We start from the raw sequence: 15,165 nt of genomic DNA on the forward strand, positions 1-15,165 counted from the left end.
ATTGCGATGCCTCCGATCGTTCTGGTGCTCAATGGCCCGAACCTGAACCTGCTCGGCACCCGCGAGCCGGCAACCTATGGCCATGAAACCCTGGCCGACATCTCGGCACTGTGTGGCCGCGCCGCTGAAGAATTCGGCTTGGCGGTGGAGTTTCGCCAGACCAATCAGGAAAGCGAGTTGCTGGACTGGATTCACGGCGCCCGGGGCCGGTGCGCCGGTATCGTCATCAACCCGGCGGCCTGGACCCACACCTCAGTGGCGATCCGCGACGCCCTGGTGGCCAGCGAGGTACCGGTGATCGAAGTTCACCTGTCCAACGTCCACGCTCGCGAAACATTCCGCCATCACTCCTTCGTCTCATCCGTCGCCATTGGCGTGATGTGCGGGTTTGGCAGCCATGGTTATCGCCTGGCCCTGGAACATTTCAGTCAGCGGTTGAAGGGTTGATGAGCATGTCGAATATCACTGTGCTGGCCGGCCTGATCGGTGCGGGCATCCAGGCGTCACGCACGCCCGCGCTGCATGAGCAGGAAGGCGATGCCCAAGGCATGCGTTACCTCTATCGGCTGATCGACCTCGACACGCTGAAACTCGACAGCGGCGCCCTGGCTGACTTGCTGGTGGCCGCCGAACGCATGGACTTCACCGGCCTGAACATCACCTTCCCCTGCAAACAGGCGATCATCCCGCTGCTGGATGAGTTGTCGCCCGAGGCCCGCGGCATCGGCGCGGTCAATACCGTGGTGCTCAAGGACGGCAAGCGCATCGGCCACAACACCGACTGCCTGGGGTTCGCCGAAGGTTTTCGTCGCGGCCTGGGGGATGTGGCGCGCCAACGCGTGGTCCAGATGGGCGCTGGTGGCGCCGGCGCGGCGGTGGCCCATGCGCTGCTGCTGGAGGGCGTGGAAACCCTGAGCATTTTTGACGTCGAGGTCAGCCGTGCCGAGGCGCTGGCCAACAACTTGAACCAACACTTCGGCGCAGGCCGCGCTCGCGCCGGGCATGACCTGCCCACCGCCATGGCCGAGGCGGACGGCCTGGTGAACACCACGCCCATGGGCATGGCGAAACTGCCAGGCATGCCGGTGCCGGTCGAGCTGTTGCGGGGCGCCCTGTGGGTCGCGGAAATCGTCTACTTCCCGCTGGAAACCGAACTGCTGCGCAACGCCCGCGCCATCGGCTGCCGCACCCTGGATGGCGGCAATATGGCGGTGTTCCAGGCGGTGAAGGCGTTCGAACTGTTCAGCGGCGTGGCGCCGGATGCGCAGCGGATGCTGGAGCATTTCCAGAGCATGAACCACTAAAGCCTGGTGATAAATCCCTTGTGGGAATGACTTGTGGGAGCGAGCTTGCTCGCGATGACGGTGTGTCAGTCGCAATCGGTGTTAGCTGATCGACCGCTATCGCGAGCAAGCTCGCTCCCACACAATCCCGCTCCCACAAAAGACCGGTGTCAGGGCTGCAGGTAGCGCAACACCGACTCACAAACCATCTGCCGATGCCGCTGCTTGACCGTTTCATCCGACAGGTCGATCTGAAAGATCTCACCGAACGTCTGGCGGTTGGACACCCGGTAGAAGCAGAACGAGCTGATCAGCAAGTGCACATCCAGCGGTTGCAGATCGGGACGGAACACGCCCTCTTCGGCGCCGCGACGCAGGATCACACCCAGGGAATCGAGGATGGTGTTGGTCATCGCCTTGATCGTGCCTGACTGCTTCACGTACTCGGCGTTGTGGATGTTCTCGATGCAGACGATGCGCACGAAATCCACGTTGCGGTCGTGGTGGTCGAAGGTGAACTCCACCAGGCGCCGAATCGCGTCGACCGGGGCCAGTTCCGCCAGGTGCAAGCGGCTCTCGGTGGTGCGGATATCCCCGTAGAGTTTTTCCAGCACCTCGACGTACAACTGCTCCTTGCTGCCGAAGTAGTAGTAGATCATGCGCTTGGAAGTGTGGATGCGTTCGGCGATGGCATCGACCCGGGCGCCGGACAGGCCCTGCTGGACGAACTCGACGATGGCTTCCTGAAGAATGTTCTCCCGGGTTTTCTCCGGGTTGTTCTTGCGACTCTTGCGCGGCGCGACGACAGGTTCGTCGAGGGCTGCGGAAAGCTCTGGATTCATAGTCATTGCGGGGCTCACGGCCATCACTGCACAGGTGGGCGATTATGGGCCGCACCGTGCAGTGAAGGAAGCCACGGCGTTGCCCTTTACCGCGGCGTTTACGATTTCCCTACAACTTGGCGTGCCGCAAGCCACCGCTACGGGACTTGGCCATGGCCGCCAGGCGCACCGCGACGTTGGCAGCCCCATAACCGGCATAACCGTTCTTGCGCTGGATGATCTCAAAGAAAAACCGCCCTTCGAACGGCTCGGTGTAAACGTGGAACAGCTCACCACCCTGGGCGTCGCGGTCGTACAGCACGTTGAAATAGGCCAGTTCGCTAAGGAATTCGTCGTCGAAATCGAAACGCGCCGCCAGGTCGTCGTAGTAATTGAGTGGGATGTCCAGCAACGGCACGCCCGCCTCTTTGGCACGACTGACCTGGGCGAAGATGTCGTCGCAATCGAAGGCGATGTGATGCACGCCGGAGCCGCGATAACTCGACAGCGCGTGTGAGATCGCGGTGTTGCGGTTCTCGGAAATGTTCAGCGGCAAGCGGATCGAACTGCAGCGGCTGCGCAGCGCACGGCTTTTCACCAGGCCATAGGGGTCGGGCAAGACGACTTCGTCGTCGGCCTCGAAATCCAGCAGGCTCTTGTAGAACAGCACCCAACTGTCGAGGCTGTCGGCCGGCAGCGCCATTGCCATGTGGTCGATGCGCTTGAGCCCGGCCCCGATGACAGCCCCCGGCTGCAGGTTGAAATCGGTGCCGTAGACGTCGGTTTCCTGGTCCACCAGGTAGATCAGGCTGCCGTCCGGTGCGCGCACCGCCGCCAGCTCCAGCTCATTGGGGCCCACCAGCCCGCGATAGGGCTGGCCCTTGTAGGCAACGGCCCGCGCCAAGGCGCTGGCACTGTTTTTCACGCGCACGGCGGTGGCGCACAACGAAGGCCCGTGGGCTTCGAAAAAACTGTGGGCGAAGGAGTACGGTTCGCTGTTGAGGATCAGGTTGATATCACCCTGGCGCAGCAGGCTGACATTCTTCGAACGGTGCTGGCCGGCCTTGACGAACCCCAGTCGCTCCAGCCAATGGGAAAGCTTGGCACCGAGGCTATCGTCCACGGCGAACTCGAGGAATTCGACGCCGTCATATTCGCTGGCCGGCGGGGTGGCGAACAGGATGTCGGCATTGCCAACGGCGCTCGCTTCTTCGGCCAGTCGCTGGCGGGTCTTTTCTTCCAGGTACAGCAGCGAGCGCAGGCCGTCGGCGGCATTGGCCCGTGGCGGCGCGGCGCGGAAGCCGTCGTTGAAGATCTCCAGCGACAGCGGCCCGGTATAACCACTCTTGATGATCGGCGCCAGGAACCCCGGCAAGTCGAATTCGCCCTGCCCCGGGAAACAACGGAAGTGTCGGGCTCCACTCCAGGACATCCATCGCCAGGATCGGCGCGTCAGCCATTTGCACGAAAAAAATCTTGTCGCCCGGGATTTCGGCGATCGCACTCGGATCGCCCTTGAGGGACAAGGTATGGAAGCTGTCGAGCAACACGCCAAGGTTGGGGTGATCGGCCTGGCGCACAATGTTCCAGACCTGTTGATAGGTATTGACGTGGCGACCCCAGGCCAGCGCTTCGTAACCGATACGCAAGCCCCGCGCACCGGCCCGCTCGGCCAGCAGGCGCAGGTCATCGATCAGGATCTGTTCATCGCCGACGCTGTCGGCCGAGGCGTTGCTGCACACCAGCACCAGGTCGGTGCCCAGTTCCTGCATCAAGTCGAACTTGCGCTCGGCCCGCTCCAGATTGCGCGCCAGGCGATCACGACGGCAACCTTCGAAGTCACGAAACGGTTGGAACAAGGTGATGGCGATGCCCAGGTCGGCGCACATCTGCCTGATTTCCCGCGGGCTGCCGTCGTAATAGAGAAGGTCGTTCTCGAAGATTTCCACCCCGTCGAAACCGGCGGCGGCAATGGCTTCGAGTTTTTCCGGCAAGGTACCGCTCAAGGATACGGTGGCAATGGAACGCTGCATGACTTCGGCTCCCGGGACAGGCATCGGCTACAAAAGGTGCGCCGCTTTTGAAAGAGTCAGCCGATTATTGAGCTGCCGGTTTCTTTCAGCAATTTAATATGTACCATCCGGTTAGTTTTTTGGGCGATTATCGAACAAAATGCCGATTGTCGAATTGACGATTTTTTGCTCACTGCGCACCATCGCTCCCACATTGACGCCGGCCCCAGCCGCCGGAACCAATGGAAAGACCCAGACCAACCATAAGAATTTCAAAAACGGGTACACGCTATGATTCCTTCCCAAAGTTCCCGCCTGGCCCCTGGCCTGAGTGCCTCCACCGGCAGCGTCGGAGACAAGATCCGCGGCGCCATGGCCGTGGGCAAGACCCGTTGGGGCATGCTCGCCCTGGTGTTTTTCGCCACCACCCTGAACTACATCGACCGCGCCGCCTTGGGCGTGATGCAGCCGATCCTGGCCAAGGAAATGAGCTGGACGGCGATGGATTACGCCAACATCAACTTCTGGTTCCAGGTCGGTTATGCCGTCGGCTTCGTGTTGCAGGGGCGATTGATCGACCGGATCGGCGTCAAGCGCGTGTTCTTCTGCGCTGTGCTGCTCTGGAGCCTGGCGACCGGCGCCCATGGCCTGGCGACCTCGGCGGTGGGCTTCATGGTCTGCCGCTTCATCCTCGGCCTGACCGAAGCCGCCAACTACCCGGCCTGCGTGAAAACCACGCGGCTGTGGTTCCCGGCCGGCGAACGGGCCGTGGCCACGGGCATTTTCAACGCCGGGACCAACGTCGGCGCGATGTTCACCCCGATGCTGCTGCCACTGGTCTTGCACGTGTGGGGCTGGCAGGCTGCGTTCCTGTGCATGGCCGCGCTGGGCGGGATCTGGCTGCTGTTCTGGGGGCTGAAATACTTCAACCCCGAAGACCACCCCACCGTCAAACAGTCGGAACTGGACTACATCCAGGCCCAGGACGAACCGGACCAGGTCCGCGTACCGTTCTCACGCATCCTGCGCATGCGCGGCACCTGGGCGTTCGCCCTGGCCTACTCGATCACCGCGCCGGTGTTCTGGTTCTATCTCTATTGGTTGCCGCCGTTCCTGAACCAGCAATACAACCTGGGCATCAACGTGACCCAGATGGGCATTCCGCTGATCATCATCTACCTCACCGCCGACTTCGGCAGCGTAGGCGGCGGGATCCTGTCTTCGTTTCTGATCGGTCGCGGCCTCAATCCGATCAAGGCGCGCCTGGTGTCCATGCTGCTGTTCGCCTGCTGCATCATCGGTGTGATCATGGCCGCCGGCGCAAGCAACTTGTGGATGGCGGTGTTCGCCATTTCCCTGGCCATCGGCGCGCACCAGGCCTGGACCGCCAACATCTGGAGCCTGGTGATGGACTACACGCCCAAGCACATGATGAGTACGGTGTTCGGCTTCGGCGGCATGTGCGCGGCCATTGGCGGAATGTTCATGACCCAGTTGGTGGGCCACATCCTCACGATCACCAACAACAACTACACCGTGCTGTTCACCCTGATTCCGGCGATGTACTTCATCGCCCTGACCTGGCTGTACTTCATGGCGCCGCGCAAGGTGCCGACCCTGGAAAACTGACTCCAGTCAGCCCGGATCATTCATCCAACGGTGGGAGCAAAGCCACTGCTGTGGAAATGACTCTCTACTGTGGGAGCAAGGCTTGCCCGCGATACAGGCGCCTCGGTTCATCAAGGACCGCATCGCCCTCATCGCGGGCAAGCCTTGCTCCCACAATCGATCCCTCCACAATTCCGTGCTAAACCCGCCGCTGCTGCCACGCCGCCGCCAACCCACTCAAGCAGATCAGGGCGATGCCCACCACCGTGCTCAGCGTCGGCGTATGGCTGAAAAACAACCAACCCAGCAGGCCGGCAAACACGATCTGGCAATACCCGAACGGCGCGAGCAGCGCCGGGGCGGCAAAGCGAAAGGCCTGGGTCAGCATCAGGTGCGCCGTCATCCCGCAGGCCCCCAGCGCCAACATCATCACCCCGTGCATCAGGCTCGGCACTTGCCAGAAAAACGGCACCAGCGCGCTCATCACCAACGTGTTGCACAGGCCGGCGAAGAAGTTGCTGGTGGTCGGGCTGTCGATCTCGCTGAGCTTGCGCGTGAGCAGTTGGTAGAAACAGAAAAACAACGCAGAACAGAAGGGCAACAACACCGCCGGGGTGAACAGATCGCCACCGGGATGGACGATGATCAGCACCCCGATAAAACCGAAGATCACCGCAATCCATTGACCCCGCGTCACGTGTTCGCCCAGCAACGGCACCGACAACGCGGTCACCAGCACGGGCGCGAGGAAGTTGACCGCCGTCGCCTCCGCCAGTGGGATGAACATCAACGCAGTGGTGAAAAACAGACTGGTGCCCAGCAGGCACAACGCCCGGGCCAACTGCCACAACGGGCGCTTGGTACGTAGGACCCGCAGCCCCGAACGCGGCAGGAAGATACCCGCCATCAACAAGGTGTGCACCACGTAACGTGCCCAGACCACCATGATGATCGGATAAAAACCCGACAGATATTTGGACAACGCGTCATGACTGGAGAACAGAAACGTTGCGACCAGAATAAGCACAATGCCCTTGAAAGCCTGATTGACGCCTGAGAGCGGTGTGCTGACGGTCATGAGGAAAACCTGCGTTGCTTGATGTAGGGGCCGTGACGCACGTTGCAGTTGTTGGGCCAGCGAGCATACCGATAAGTTCTGAATCCGAAGTGTAATGAAAATTCCAGAGCCCGGCAGGATTGGCTCACCGCTGAACCAAAACCCGTGTCCGTTGCCTGACAGCTCAAGCGCGGCGCGCACCTTGGGCGCCTAAAAGCTAGACTCACCGCCACAGCAGTTATTTCTAGCAGGGTCATTCAGAGGACTTCCCACATGTTATGGAAAAAAGGTCGCCGCAGTGACAACGTGGTGGACGCCCGTGGTGAAGGTGGGGGCGGTGGCGGAATGCGTTTCGGTGGCGGCAAGGGATTGAGCCTGACCGCCATTCTCCTGATCGTCGGCATTGGCTGGATCACTGGCCAGGACCCGATGCAGATCCTCGGGCAACTGGCCGGGCAGATGGACCAGTCCGCGCCTGCCACTTCACAAACCCGCCAAGCGCCACCGGCCAACGATGAACAGGCCGAGTTCGTGCGTTCGATCCTCGGCGATACCGAAGACACCTGGGGCCAGGTTTTCCAACAGGCAGGACGCCAGTACCAGCAACCCAAACTGGTGTTGTTCAGCGGCCGAGTCAACTCGGCCTGCGGCCTGGCCTCCTCGGCGACCGGTCCGTTCTATTGCCCGGCGGACCGACAGGTCTACCTGGACATGAGCTTCTTCAAGGAAATGTCCCAACGCTTCGCCGCCGCAGGCGATTTCGCCCAGGCCTACGTCATTGCCCACGAAATCGGCCATCACGTGCAGACGCTGCTTGGCGTATCGGCAAAGATCCAGGAAGCCCGCCAGCAAGGTCGGCAGATGGAAGGCGACGGCGGCTTGTTGGTGCGCCAGGAATTGCAGGCCGATTGCCTGGCCGGCGTCTGGGCCAACCATGCACAAAAACGCCTGAACTGGCTGGAGCCGGGGGACATCGAGGAGGCCTTGACCGCCGCCAACGCCATCGGCGATGACCGCTTGCAGCAACAAGGCCAGGGCCGCGTAGTGCCGGACTCCTTCACCCACGGCACCTCGGCGCAACGAGTGCGCTGGTTCAAGACCGGCTTCGCTCAAGGCCAGGTCAGCCAGTGCGACACCTTCGCAGCGAAAAACCTGTAGATGAAGTGGCGCGCGTTGATCGGGCTGGTGCTGTGCTGCGCCGTTGCCCAGGCAGATGAACACGGGGTCAACGTGGTCGCCCAAGGGCGCCTGCAACTCAAGGGCGGCGCCATGGCCGTCGCCGTCAGCCCGCCCCCGGCGTCCGTCCAGCGCGTGCTGATCATCCTTCATGGTCGGCTGCGCAATGCCGAGACCTACCTGCACAGCGCCGAAAAGGCCGCCGAACAGGCTGGGCAGCAGGGCACGACCCTGATTATCGCTCCGCAATTCCTCAACGAGCAGGACGTGGCTCGCCACACATTGCCCAATGAGCTACTGCGCTGGCAGGGCAACGACTGGATGGCCGGTGGCTTATCCACAGGGCCCAATCCAGTCAGTTCCTTCCAGGTCCTCGACGACATCGTCGCGCGGGTCAGTGACCGGCAGCAGTTTCCCGAAGTGAAGGAGATCGTCATCGCCGGCCATTCCGGCGGCGCCCAGGTGGTGCAGCGCTATGCCCTGCTCGCCCACGACCAATACCGGATCAAACCGCGTTTTGTCATCGCCAACCCGTCGTCCTATGCCTACTTCGATGGGCAACGGCCCATGGCGTTCGACCCCGCCAGTTGCCCTGGTTTCAATCGCTGGAAATACGGCCTGCAGGACCTGCCCGCCTATGCCGCCGGACAGACGCCCGCCCGCCTGGAGGAGAACTACGTCAAACGCGACATCGTTTATCTGCTCGGGCAGCAGGACGTCGACCCGGAGCATCCGGCGCTGGACAAGGGCTGTGAAGCGCAGACCCAAGGGCCCTACCGGCTATTGCGCGGGCATTTCTTTTTCGACTACCTGACCCGGCGTCATCCCGTGGGGCTGAGCCAGCGGCTGATCGAAGTACCGGGGGTCGGGCATAACGGCAATGGGATGCTGACTTCGCCTGAGGGGTTGAAGGTGTTGTTCGGGCAGTGAGTCTTGTATCGGCTGGACGGGCTTCATCGCGAGCAAGCTCGCTCCCACAAAGTTTTCTGCATTGCCGCATATCCACTGTGGGAGCGGGCTTGCTCGCGATAGCGGCTAGCCAGCCAATATTCATCTCAAGCCAAAAGCATCCGCCGCAACTCAACACAATCGCGCGCATGCCAATCCGTCAGCTCCGGCCATGGGTTGTCCGGCAAGTTCACCAACACCGTCCGCGCCCCTGCCGCCCGGCCACAGTCCAGGTCGAAGCGGTAGTCCCCCACCATCACCAGCGTGTCCGGCGCCACGTTCCAGGCCTCGGCCAGTTTCAACAGGCCGCCAGGATGTGGCTTGGGTGGTGCCTCGTCGCGGCCCAGCACATCCTCCACGGCAAAACAGTCCGCCAGGCCAATGGCCTCCAGCGTCACGTGGGCCAGTTCGCGGGCGTTGCGGGTCAGGATCCCCAGGCGATAGCCGCGCCCAGCCAGCTCTCGCACCAACTCAACCGCGCCAGGTGCAGGCTTGGAGCCCAGCGCCAGGTCCCGCTCGTGCTCCAGCAACCAGGCATGTTTGGCCGCCGCTTCCTCAGCGGGCAAGCCGGCCAGATGAGTGAGGATGTCGTCTTCGGCCGGAATCGCCAGGGCCACGCGGATTGCCGCGAAGTCATGCACGGCGATGGTCAGCGTGCCATCCATGTCGAACACCCAGTGACGAACCTCGGACAGGCTCATGCCCAGTCCTTGCGATGACGAATCAGGCCTTCCTGGGTGACCGAGGCCACCAGTTGCCCGGCGCGGTTGAACACGCTGCCCCGGGAGAATCCACGGGAATTACCGGCCCATGGGCTGTCCATGGCGTAGAGCAACCAGTCATCGGCGCGCAGGTCGGCATGGAACCACAAGGCGTGATCGAGGCTGGCGACCTGCATATCCTTGTGCCACACCGATTTGCCATGGGGCAGCAGCGAAGTGGTCAGCAGGCCGAAGTCCGAGGCGTAGGCCAGCAGGTATTTGTGCAAGGCCGGCGAGTCCGCCAGGGCGCCATCGGCACGGAACCACACGTATTTCACCGGGTCGGCCGGTTGCGGGTTGTAAGGGTCTTTTTCGGTGACCGGGCGCACCTCGATCGGCTTGGGGCACAGCAGTTTTTCGCGCATGTGCTCAGGCAGCAGGTGCGCGCGCTGCTGTGTCAGTTCCAGCTCGGACGGCAGGTTTTCCGGCCCGACAACCTGCGGCATGGTGCTCTGGTGCTCAAAGCCCTGTTCGTCGTACTGGAACGACGCACTGCAGGTGAAAATCGGGTTGCCCTTCTGGATCGCCGTCACCCGACGGGTGCTGAAGCTGCCACCGTCACGCACCCGGTCCACCTGGTAGACCACCGGCAGCGCGGCATCCCCCGGACGCAGGAAATAACCATGCATCGAATGCACATGGCGCGCCTCTTCCACAGTCTGGCTGGCCGCCGACAACGACTGGCCCAGCACCTGGCCGCCGAACAACTGGCGAAACCCCAGATCCTGGCTGCGACCGCGAAACAGGTTCTCTTCGATCGGTTCCAGGGTCAGCAGGTCGACCAGATCTTCCAACACGTGGCTCATTCAGACTTTCCTCACACAGCGCAATGACCGCGCAGTCTACGCTGCGGCGGTGGATCGATTGTTGGCCCGGGCCATTTGGGCGGGCATTGTAAACGTCCGTGTCGGCTAACCGTGCAGGGTCTGCAACCACTGCTCACGATTGATGCGATAAAGCACATGGTGACGCAATGGATGACCGACGGCGAGTGTCGGGTGCTCGAAGTCGTCCGCGGGGTCGTGCTGCATGCCAATGGCCTGCATGACCTTTTGCGAGGGCAGGTTATCGACGGCGGTGAACGCCACCACTTCGTCCAGCGTCAACTGGTCGAAGGCACAACGCAGGGCGGTCCACGCCGCTTCGCTGGCATACCCCAGGCCCCAGTGCTCTCGGGCCAGGCGCCAGCCGATTTCGATGGCCGGCGTGAACGGCGCGTCGAACCCGACCACACCGAGCCCGGTAAAGCCGATGAAGTCCCCGGTGTCCTTGCGTTCCAGCGCCCACAAACCAAAGCCATGCTCGGCGAAATGCCCCCGCACGCGGCCGATCAGGGCGGCGCTTTCCAGGCGGCTCAGGCGCTCCGGGAAATAACGCATCACCTGCGGGTCGGCGCACATGGCGGCAAATTCCGGCAAGTCATCATCGCGCCACTGCCGCAAGAGCAACCGTGCGCTTTCCAGTTCCAGTATCGGCTCCATTTTCATTCCTCTTCCATGCCCCTGAGTCTACATCGCTGGTAGGATCCGTCACTCAATCACCGCTGAAAACACCATGCCGCTGCCGCTGATCTATCACGAAGACTACAGCCCCGAATTCCCGCCGGACCATCGCTTCCCCATGGACAAGTTTCGCTTGTTGCGCGATCACTTGGTGGACAGTGGCCTGACCCGCGACGCCGACCTGTTGCGCCCGTCGCTGTGTCCGCCGGACATCCTCGCCCTGGCCCACGACCGTGCCTATATCGAACGCTACATGGGCGGCGAGTTGTCCCGCGAAGACCAACGGCGACTTGGCCTGCCCTGGAGCGAGGCCCTGGCCCGCCGAACGGTGCGCGCCGTGGGCGGTTCGCTGCTGGCCGCCGAACAAGCCCTTGAACACGGACTGGCCTGTCACTTGGCCGGCGGCACTCATCACGCCCATTACGACCACCCGGCCGGGTTCTGCATTTTCAATGACCTGGCGGTGATCAGCCGCTATTTCCTGGCCAGCGGTCGGGTCTCACGGGTGCTGATTTTCGATTGCGATGTGCATCAGGGCGACGGCACCGCCCGAATACTCCATGACACCCCGGACGCCGTGACAGTTTCCTTGCACTGCGAAAAGAATTTTCCCGCACGCAAGGCGCACAGCGACTGGGACATTCCCCTACCGATGGGCATGGAGGACGCCGCCTACCTGAAGGTGGTGGACGACGCCCTCAACTACCTGCTGCCGCTCTACCAACCGGATCTGGTGCTGTATGACGCCGGCGTCGATGTACACAAGGACGACGCCCTCGGTTACCTGAAACTGACCGACGAAGGCCTCGCCGCCCGGGACGAGAGCGTCATGCGCCATTGCCTGGGCCGCGACATCCCGGTGGTCGGCGTGATCGGCGGTGGCTACAGCAAGGACCGCCAGGCCCTGGCTCGCCGCCACGGGATCCTGCACCACAGCGCACAAAGGGTCTGGACGTCATCAGGTTGTCACTGAAACCTGGGCTTTACCCACAATGCCTGTGGAGCGGCCTGTGGATAACCTGAGCGAAACGGCCTACAGGCTATGTAGCCTATAGCTTGCGGGGGCTTGGCTGTTTTTTGATCAGAGTTCTCAACAACGCCTACCGACCCAATTGTGGGAGCGAGCTTGCTCGCGATAGCGAAGGGTCAGCTACATCAATGCCGCTGACACACCGCTATCGCGAGCAAGCTCGCTCCCACACGGATCTGTGCTGGTAGAATGCCCCGCCTACCCAGCCCCCACAGTTAAAATCATGACCTCGACCGCCCAGCCGTCCCCCTCAAACATCGCCATCATCGGCGGCGGCCCCGCCGGTCTGATGGCGGCCGAGGTGTTGAGCCAGGCCGGCCTGCGAGTTGACCTGTACGACAGCATGCCATCGGTGGGCAGGAAATTCCTGCTGGCCGGCGTGGGCGGCATGAACATCACCCACTCCGAAGCCTTTCCGGCTTTTCTGTCCCGCTACGCCGAACGCGCGCCAAATCTCGCGCCGCTGTTGCGGGCATTCGGGGCGGATGAGTTATGCACATGGATCCACGGGCTGGGCATCGACACCTTTGTCGGCAGCTCCGGGCGGGTATTTCCTACCGACATGAAGGCCGCACCGCTGTTACGCGCCTGGCTCAAGCGCCTGCGCGATGCTGGCGTGGTGATCCACACGCGTCATCGCTGGCTCGGCTGGAACCCGGATGGGAGCTTGCGCATCGCCTCCCCGGAAGGCGACAAAACCCTGTACCCCAAGGCCACCTTGCTGGCGTTGGGCGGCGGCAGTTGGTCGCGCCTGGGCTCCGACGGCGCCTGGATGCTACCGCTGGAACAGCGCGGCGTAGCCCTGGCGCCACTGCAACCCAGCAACTGTGGGTTCGAGGTAGAGGCCTGGAGCGACCTGATGATCAGCAAATTCGCCGGGGCCCCGCTCAAGAACATCGCCATGGCCCTGAACGACGACGTACCGCGCCTCGGCGAATGCGTACTCACCGCCACTGGCCTCGAAGGCAGCCTGGTCTACGCGCTGTCGGCAACGATTCGCGAAGCGATCAACCAATGCGGCAGCGCGACCATTCATCTGGATCTATTGCCGGGCCGGCCTGTGGATAAAATCCTCCAGGCCCTGAACAAACCACGGGGCTCACGCTCGATGGCCAAGCACTTGCACAGCCAGTTGGGGATCGACGGCGTCAAGGCGGCGCTGTTGCGCGAGCTTACGCCGGCCGAGTGTTTCACTGACCCGTCGCGGCTGGCCCAGGCCATCAAGGCCCTGCCGGTCACCCTGGTGAAACCCCGCCCCTTGGACGAAGCCATCAGCAGCGCCGGTGGCGTGACGTTCCAAGCCCTGGATGAACGCCTGATGCTCAAGCAAGTGCCCGGGGTTTTCTGCGCCGGGGAAATGCTCGACTGGGAAGCGCCGACCGGCGGCTACCTGCTCACGGCGTGCTTTGCCAGTGGCCGGACAGCGGGCTTGGGAATGGTGGAGTGGCTACAGCGCCAGGATTGAAGACCGAGGCGCACCTATCGCGAGCAAGCTCGCTCCCACATTTACCGTAATCCTTCTGACAGAACCCGATAAACTGTGGGAGCGAGCTTGCTCGCGATAGCGATTTATCAGACCTGGCAGGTCATCAAGGCTTGCGCTTACGCGGCCCGGTATTGAACACCGGCACTTTGCGCACCGGCTTGACCGAAGGCTCCACCGGCGCCGCATCGCCGCTGTCCACCCACTTGCCCAGGTTGCGCTTGCCGCCGCCACCGGAGGCTTTCGGTTTCTTCGGCTTTTTCGGTTTCTTGATCACTTGGCCGCTGGCATCGGTGTCCGGCACGCGGTGCTCAGGCTCGAAGTCTTGTTCCATCTGGCGAGGCAACGTCTGACGGGTCAACATCTCGATGGCTGACAGCAGATTCACTTCATCGGCGCAGACCAGGGAAATCGCCTGTCCTGTAGCGCCCGCCCGGCCGGTACGGCCGATACGGTGGATGTAGTCCTCGGCCACGATTGGCAGGTCGAAGTTCACCACCAACGGCAAATCCTCGATGTCCAAGCCACGGGCGGCAACGTCGGTGGCTACCAGGATCTGCACTTCGCTGGCCTTGAAGCGGTCCAGCGCACGTTGGCGGGTGGCCTGGGGCTTGTCACCGTGGATACCGTCGGCGTTGACCCCCAGGCCCTGGAGTTTTTCCACCAGTGCATCGACGCCGTTGCGGGTTTTGGCGAATACCAGCACCTGCTTCCACTTGTGCTTGCGCATCAGGTGCACGAACAATTCCGGCTTGCGCTTCTTGTCCACCGTCACCACCCATTGCTTGACGGTGTTGGCAGCCACGTTGCGCGGGCTCACTTCAATGCTTAGCGGATCATTGAGCATCTGCCCGGCCAGCAAACGGATCGCATCGGAAAAGGTCGCCGAGAACAGCAGGGTCTGGCGCTTCTTCGGCAGGGCCTTGTAGATATTCGCCAGCTCCTCGGAGAAGCCCAGGTCGAGCATGCGGTCGGCTTCGTCCAGCACCAACGTCTGCAGTTGATTGAACTTCAGCGCATTCTGGCGGAACAGATCGAGCAAGCGACCCGGCGTGGCGACCAGCAGGTCGACACCTTTGCGCAGCTTCATCATCTGCGGGTTGATGCTGACACCGCCGTACACCGCGTAGGTGCTCAGCGGCAGGTTTTGCGCGTACTGACGCACGCTCTCATGGACCTGCTCCGCCAGCTCGCGGGTCGGCACCAGGATCAACGCCCGCACCGAGTTGGCCGCGACCTTCGGCCCTTCGGTGGTCAGCAGCTGCAACAGCGGCACCGCAAAGCCGGCGGTCTTGCCGGTACCGGTCTGGGCCGCGGCCATCAGGTCGCGACCGGCGAGCACTGCCGGCATGGCTTGGGCCTGAACCGGAGTCGGGGTCTGGTAGCCGAGCGTCTCGAGAGCGCGCAGCAAGGGTTCGATCAGGCCAAGGGTGGCGAAAGTCATGGAAATACCGTAGGAAAAATCAGCGCAAGGTGTGCAATGC

The 15,165-nt window shown here is 62.5% G+C and carries 14 protein-coding genes and 1 pseudogene; 7 read left to right on the top strand and 8 right to left on the bottom strand.

All coding sequences use genetic code 11. The features are described 5' to 3' along the window. Positions 1-6 precede the first annotated feature (6 nt). Positions 7-447 carry a type II 3-dehydroquinate dehydratase gene (gene aroQ, locus AB7M32_RS00640; protein WP_047702651.1) on the top strand — a complete coding sequence of 147 codons (441 nt, stop codon included), beginning with the start codon at positions 7-9 and terminating at the stop codon, positions 445-447. 5 nt (positions 448-452) lie between these two features. Continuing rightward, positions 453-1,304: a shikimate dehydrogenase gene (locus AB7M32_RS00645; RefSeq protein WP_454248821.1), complete on the top strand. Its 852-nt coding sequence runs from the start codon at positions 453-455 to the stop codon at positions 1,302-1,304. A gap of 149 nt (positions 1,305-1,453) precedes the next feature. On the opposite strand, the gene AB7M32_RS00650 is transcribed toward AB7M32_RS00645, so the two are convergent. The 3 genes and pseudogenes from AB7M32_RS00650 to AB7M32_RS00660 all read right to left on the bottom strand — a co-directional run bounded on the left by AB7M32_RS00650 (position 1,454) and on the right by AB7M32_RS00660 (position 4,404). Continuing rightward, positions 1,454-2,131, bottom strand: a complete 678-nt coding sequence (locus AB7M32_RS00650; RefSeq protein ID WP_454248822.1) for a TetR/AcrR family transcriptional regulator — start codon at positions 2,129-2,131, stop codon at positions 1,454-1,456. 103 nt (positions 2,132-2,234) lie between these two features. Then, positions 2,235-4,137, bottom strand: a pseudogene (gene quiC / locus AB7M32_RS00655) (3-dehydroshikimate dehydratase QuiC). 111 nt (positions 4,138-4,248) lie between these two features. Next, positions 4,249-4,404: a hypothetical protein gene (locus AB7M32_RS00660; protein ID WP_454248823.1), complete on the bottom strand. Its 156-nt coding sequence runs from the start codon at positions 4,402-4,404 to the stop codon at positions 4,249-4,251. Between the two features lie 3 nt (positions 4,405-4,407). Between AB7M32_RS00660 and AB7M32_RS00665 the strand changes: the two genes are divergently transcribed. After that, a complete protein-coding gene (locus AB7M32_RS00665) occupies positions 4,408-5,745 on the top strand; it encodes an MFS transporter (protein WP_454248824.1) in 1,338 nt (445 codons plus the stop codon). 178 nt (positions 5,746-5,923) lie between these two features. On the opposite strand, the gene AB7M32_RS00670 is transcribed toward AB7M32_RS00665, so the two are convergent. Beyond that, complete coding sequence (locus AB7M32_RS00670; protein WP_454248825.1) at positions 5,924-6,802, bottom strand: DMT family transporter; 879 nt, start codon at positions 6,800-6,802, stop codon at positions 5,924-5,926. A 252-nt stretch (positions 6,803-7,054) separates the two neighbouring features. On the opposite strand from AB7M32_RS00670, the gene ypfJ reads away from it, so the two are divergent. Continuing rightward, complete coding sequence (ypfJ, locus tag AB7M32_RS00675; protein WP_072411429.1) at positions 7,055-7,939, top strand: KPN_02809 family neutral zinc metallopeptidase; 885 nt, start codon at positions 7,055-7,057, stop codon at positions 7,937-7,939. Continuing rightward, entirely contained in the window at positions 7,940-8,887 is a 948-nt protein-coding gene (locus AB7M32_RS00680) for an alpha/beta hydrolase (RefSeq protein WP_454248826.1), read from the top strand. A 125-nt stretch (positions 8,888-9,012) separates the two neighbouring features. Here the strand turns inward: AB7M32_RS00680 and AB7M32_RS00685 are convergent, their stop codons facing one another. The 3 genes from AB7M32_RS00685 to AB7M32_RS00695 all read right to left on the bottom strand — a co-directional run bounded on the left by AB7M32_RS00685 (position 9,013) and on the right by AB7M32_RS00695 (position 11,147). Beyond that, on the bottom strand, positions 9,013-9,606 hold the full coding sequence (locus AB7M32_RS00685; RefSeq protein WP_092332942.1) for an HAD family hydrolase: 594 nt from the start codon (positions 9,604-9,606) through the stop codon (positions 9,013-9,015). Next, positions 9,603-10,472, bottom strand: coding sequence for an acyl-CoA thioesterase II (gene tesB, locus AB7M32_RS00690; RefSeq protein WP_072411434.1), 870 nt, complete (start codon positions 10,470-10,472; stop codon positions 9,603-9,605). Before tesB ends, AB7M32_RS00685 begins: the two co-directional genes overlap by 4 nt. A gap of 105 nt (positions 10,473-10,577) precedes the next feature. Further along, complete coding sequence (locus AB7M32_RS00695; protein WP_072411436.1) at positions 10,578-11,147, bottom strand: GNAT family N-acetyltransferase; 570 nt, start codon at positions 11,145-11,147, stop codon at positions 10,578-10,580. 73 nt (positions 11,148-11,220) lie between these two features. Between AB7M32_RS00695 and AB7M32_RS00700 the strand changes: the two genes are divergently transcribed. Next, a complete protein-coding gene (locus AB7M32_RS00700) occupies positions 11,221-12,141 on the top strand; it encodes a histone deacetylase family protein (RefSeq protein WP_454248827.1) in 921 nt (306 codons plus the stop codon). Between the two features lie 280 nt (positions 12,142-12,421). Further along, a complete protein-coding gene (locus AB7M32_RS00705) occupies positions 12,422-13,663 on the top strand; it encodes a TIGR03862 family flavoprotein (RefSeq protein WP_454248828.1) in 1,242 nt (413 codons plus the stop codon). A 124-nt stretch (positions 13,664-13,787) separates the two neighbouring features. On the opposite strand, the gene AB7M32_RS00710 is transcribed toward AB7M32_RS00705, so the two are convergent. Then, positions 13,788-15,125 (bottom strand): DEAD/DEAH box helicase, encoded by a 1,338-nt coding sequence (locus AB7M32_RS00710; protein ID WP_072411442.1) that lies wholly within the window; start codon positions 15,123-15,125, stop codon positions 13,788-13,790. Positions 15,126-15,165: the final 40 nt, after the last annotated feature.

The sequence above is a fragment of the Pseudomonas sp. R151218B TE3479 genome (assembly GCF_053629195.1).

What these genes read in the sequence shown, in the direction of transcription:
- aroQ (WP_047702651.1), top strand. Translation starts at nt 7, where the DNA reads ATGCCTCCGATCGTTCTGGTGCTCAATGGCCCGAACCTGAACCTGCTC.
- AB7M32_RS00645 (WP_454248821.1), top strand. Translation starts at nt 453, where the DNA reads ATGTCGAATATCACTGTGCTGGCCGGCCTGATCGGTGCGGGCATCCAG.
- AB7M32_RS00650 (WP_454248822.1), bottom strand. Translation starts at nt 2,131, where the DNA reads ATGACTATGAATCCAGAGCTTTCCGCAGCCCTCGACGAACCTGTCGTC.
- AB7M32_RS00665 (WP_454248824.1), top strand. Translation starts at nt 4,408, where the DNA reads ATGATTCCTTCCCAAAGTTCCCGCCTGGCCCCTGGCCTGAGTGCCTCC.
- AB7M32_RS00670 (WP_454248825.1), bottom strand. Translation starts at nt 6,802, where the DNA reads ATGACCGTCAGCACACCGCTCTCAGGCGTCAATCAGGCTTTCAAGGGC.
- ypfJ (WP_072411429.1), top strand. Translation starts at nt 7,055, where the DNA reads ATGTTATGGAAAAAAGGTCGCCGCAGTGACAACGTGGTGGACGCCCGT.
- AB7M32_RS00680 (WP_454248826.1), top strand. Translation starts at nt 7,940, where the DNA reads ATGAAGTGGCGCGCGTTGATCGGGCTGGTGCTGTGCTGCGCCGTTGCC.
- AB7M32_RS00685 (WP_092332942.1), bottom strand. Translation starts at nt 9,606, where the DNA reads ATGAGCCTGTCCGAGGTTCGTCACTGGGTGTTCGACATGGATGGCACG.
- tesB (WP_072411434.1), bottom strand. Translation starts at nt 10,472, where the DNA reads ATGAGCCACGTGTTGGAAGATCTGGTCGACCTGCTGACCCTGGAACCG.
- AB7M32_RS00695 (WP_072411436.1), bottom strand. Translation starts at nt 11,147, where the DNA reads ATGGAGCCGATACTGGAACTGGAAAGCGCACGGTTGCTCTTGCGGCAG.
- AB7M32_RS00700 (WP_454248827.1), top strand. Translation starts at nt 11,221, where the DNA reads ATGCCGCTGCCGCTGATCTATCACGAAGACTACAGCCCCGAATTCCCG.
- AB7M32_RS00705 (WP_454248828.1), top strand. Translation starts at nt 12,422, where the DNA reads ATGACCTCGACCGCCCAGCCGTCCCCCTCAAACATCGCCATCATCGGC.
- AB7M32_RS00710 (WP_072411442.1), bottom strand. Translation starts at nt 15,125, where the DNA reads ATGACTTTCGCCACCCTTGGCCTGATCGAACCCTTGCTGCGCGCTCTC.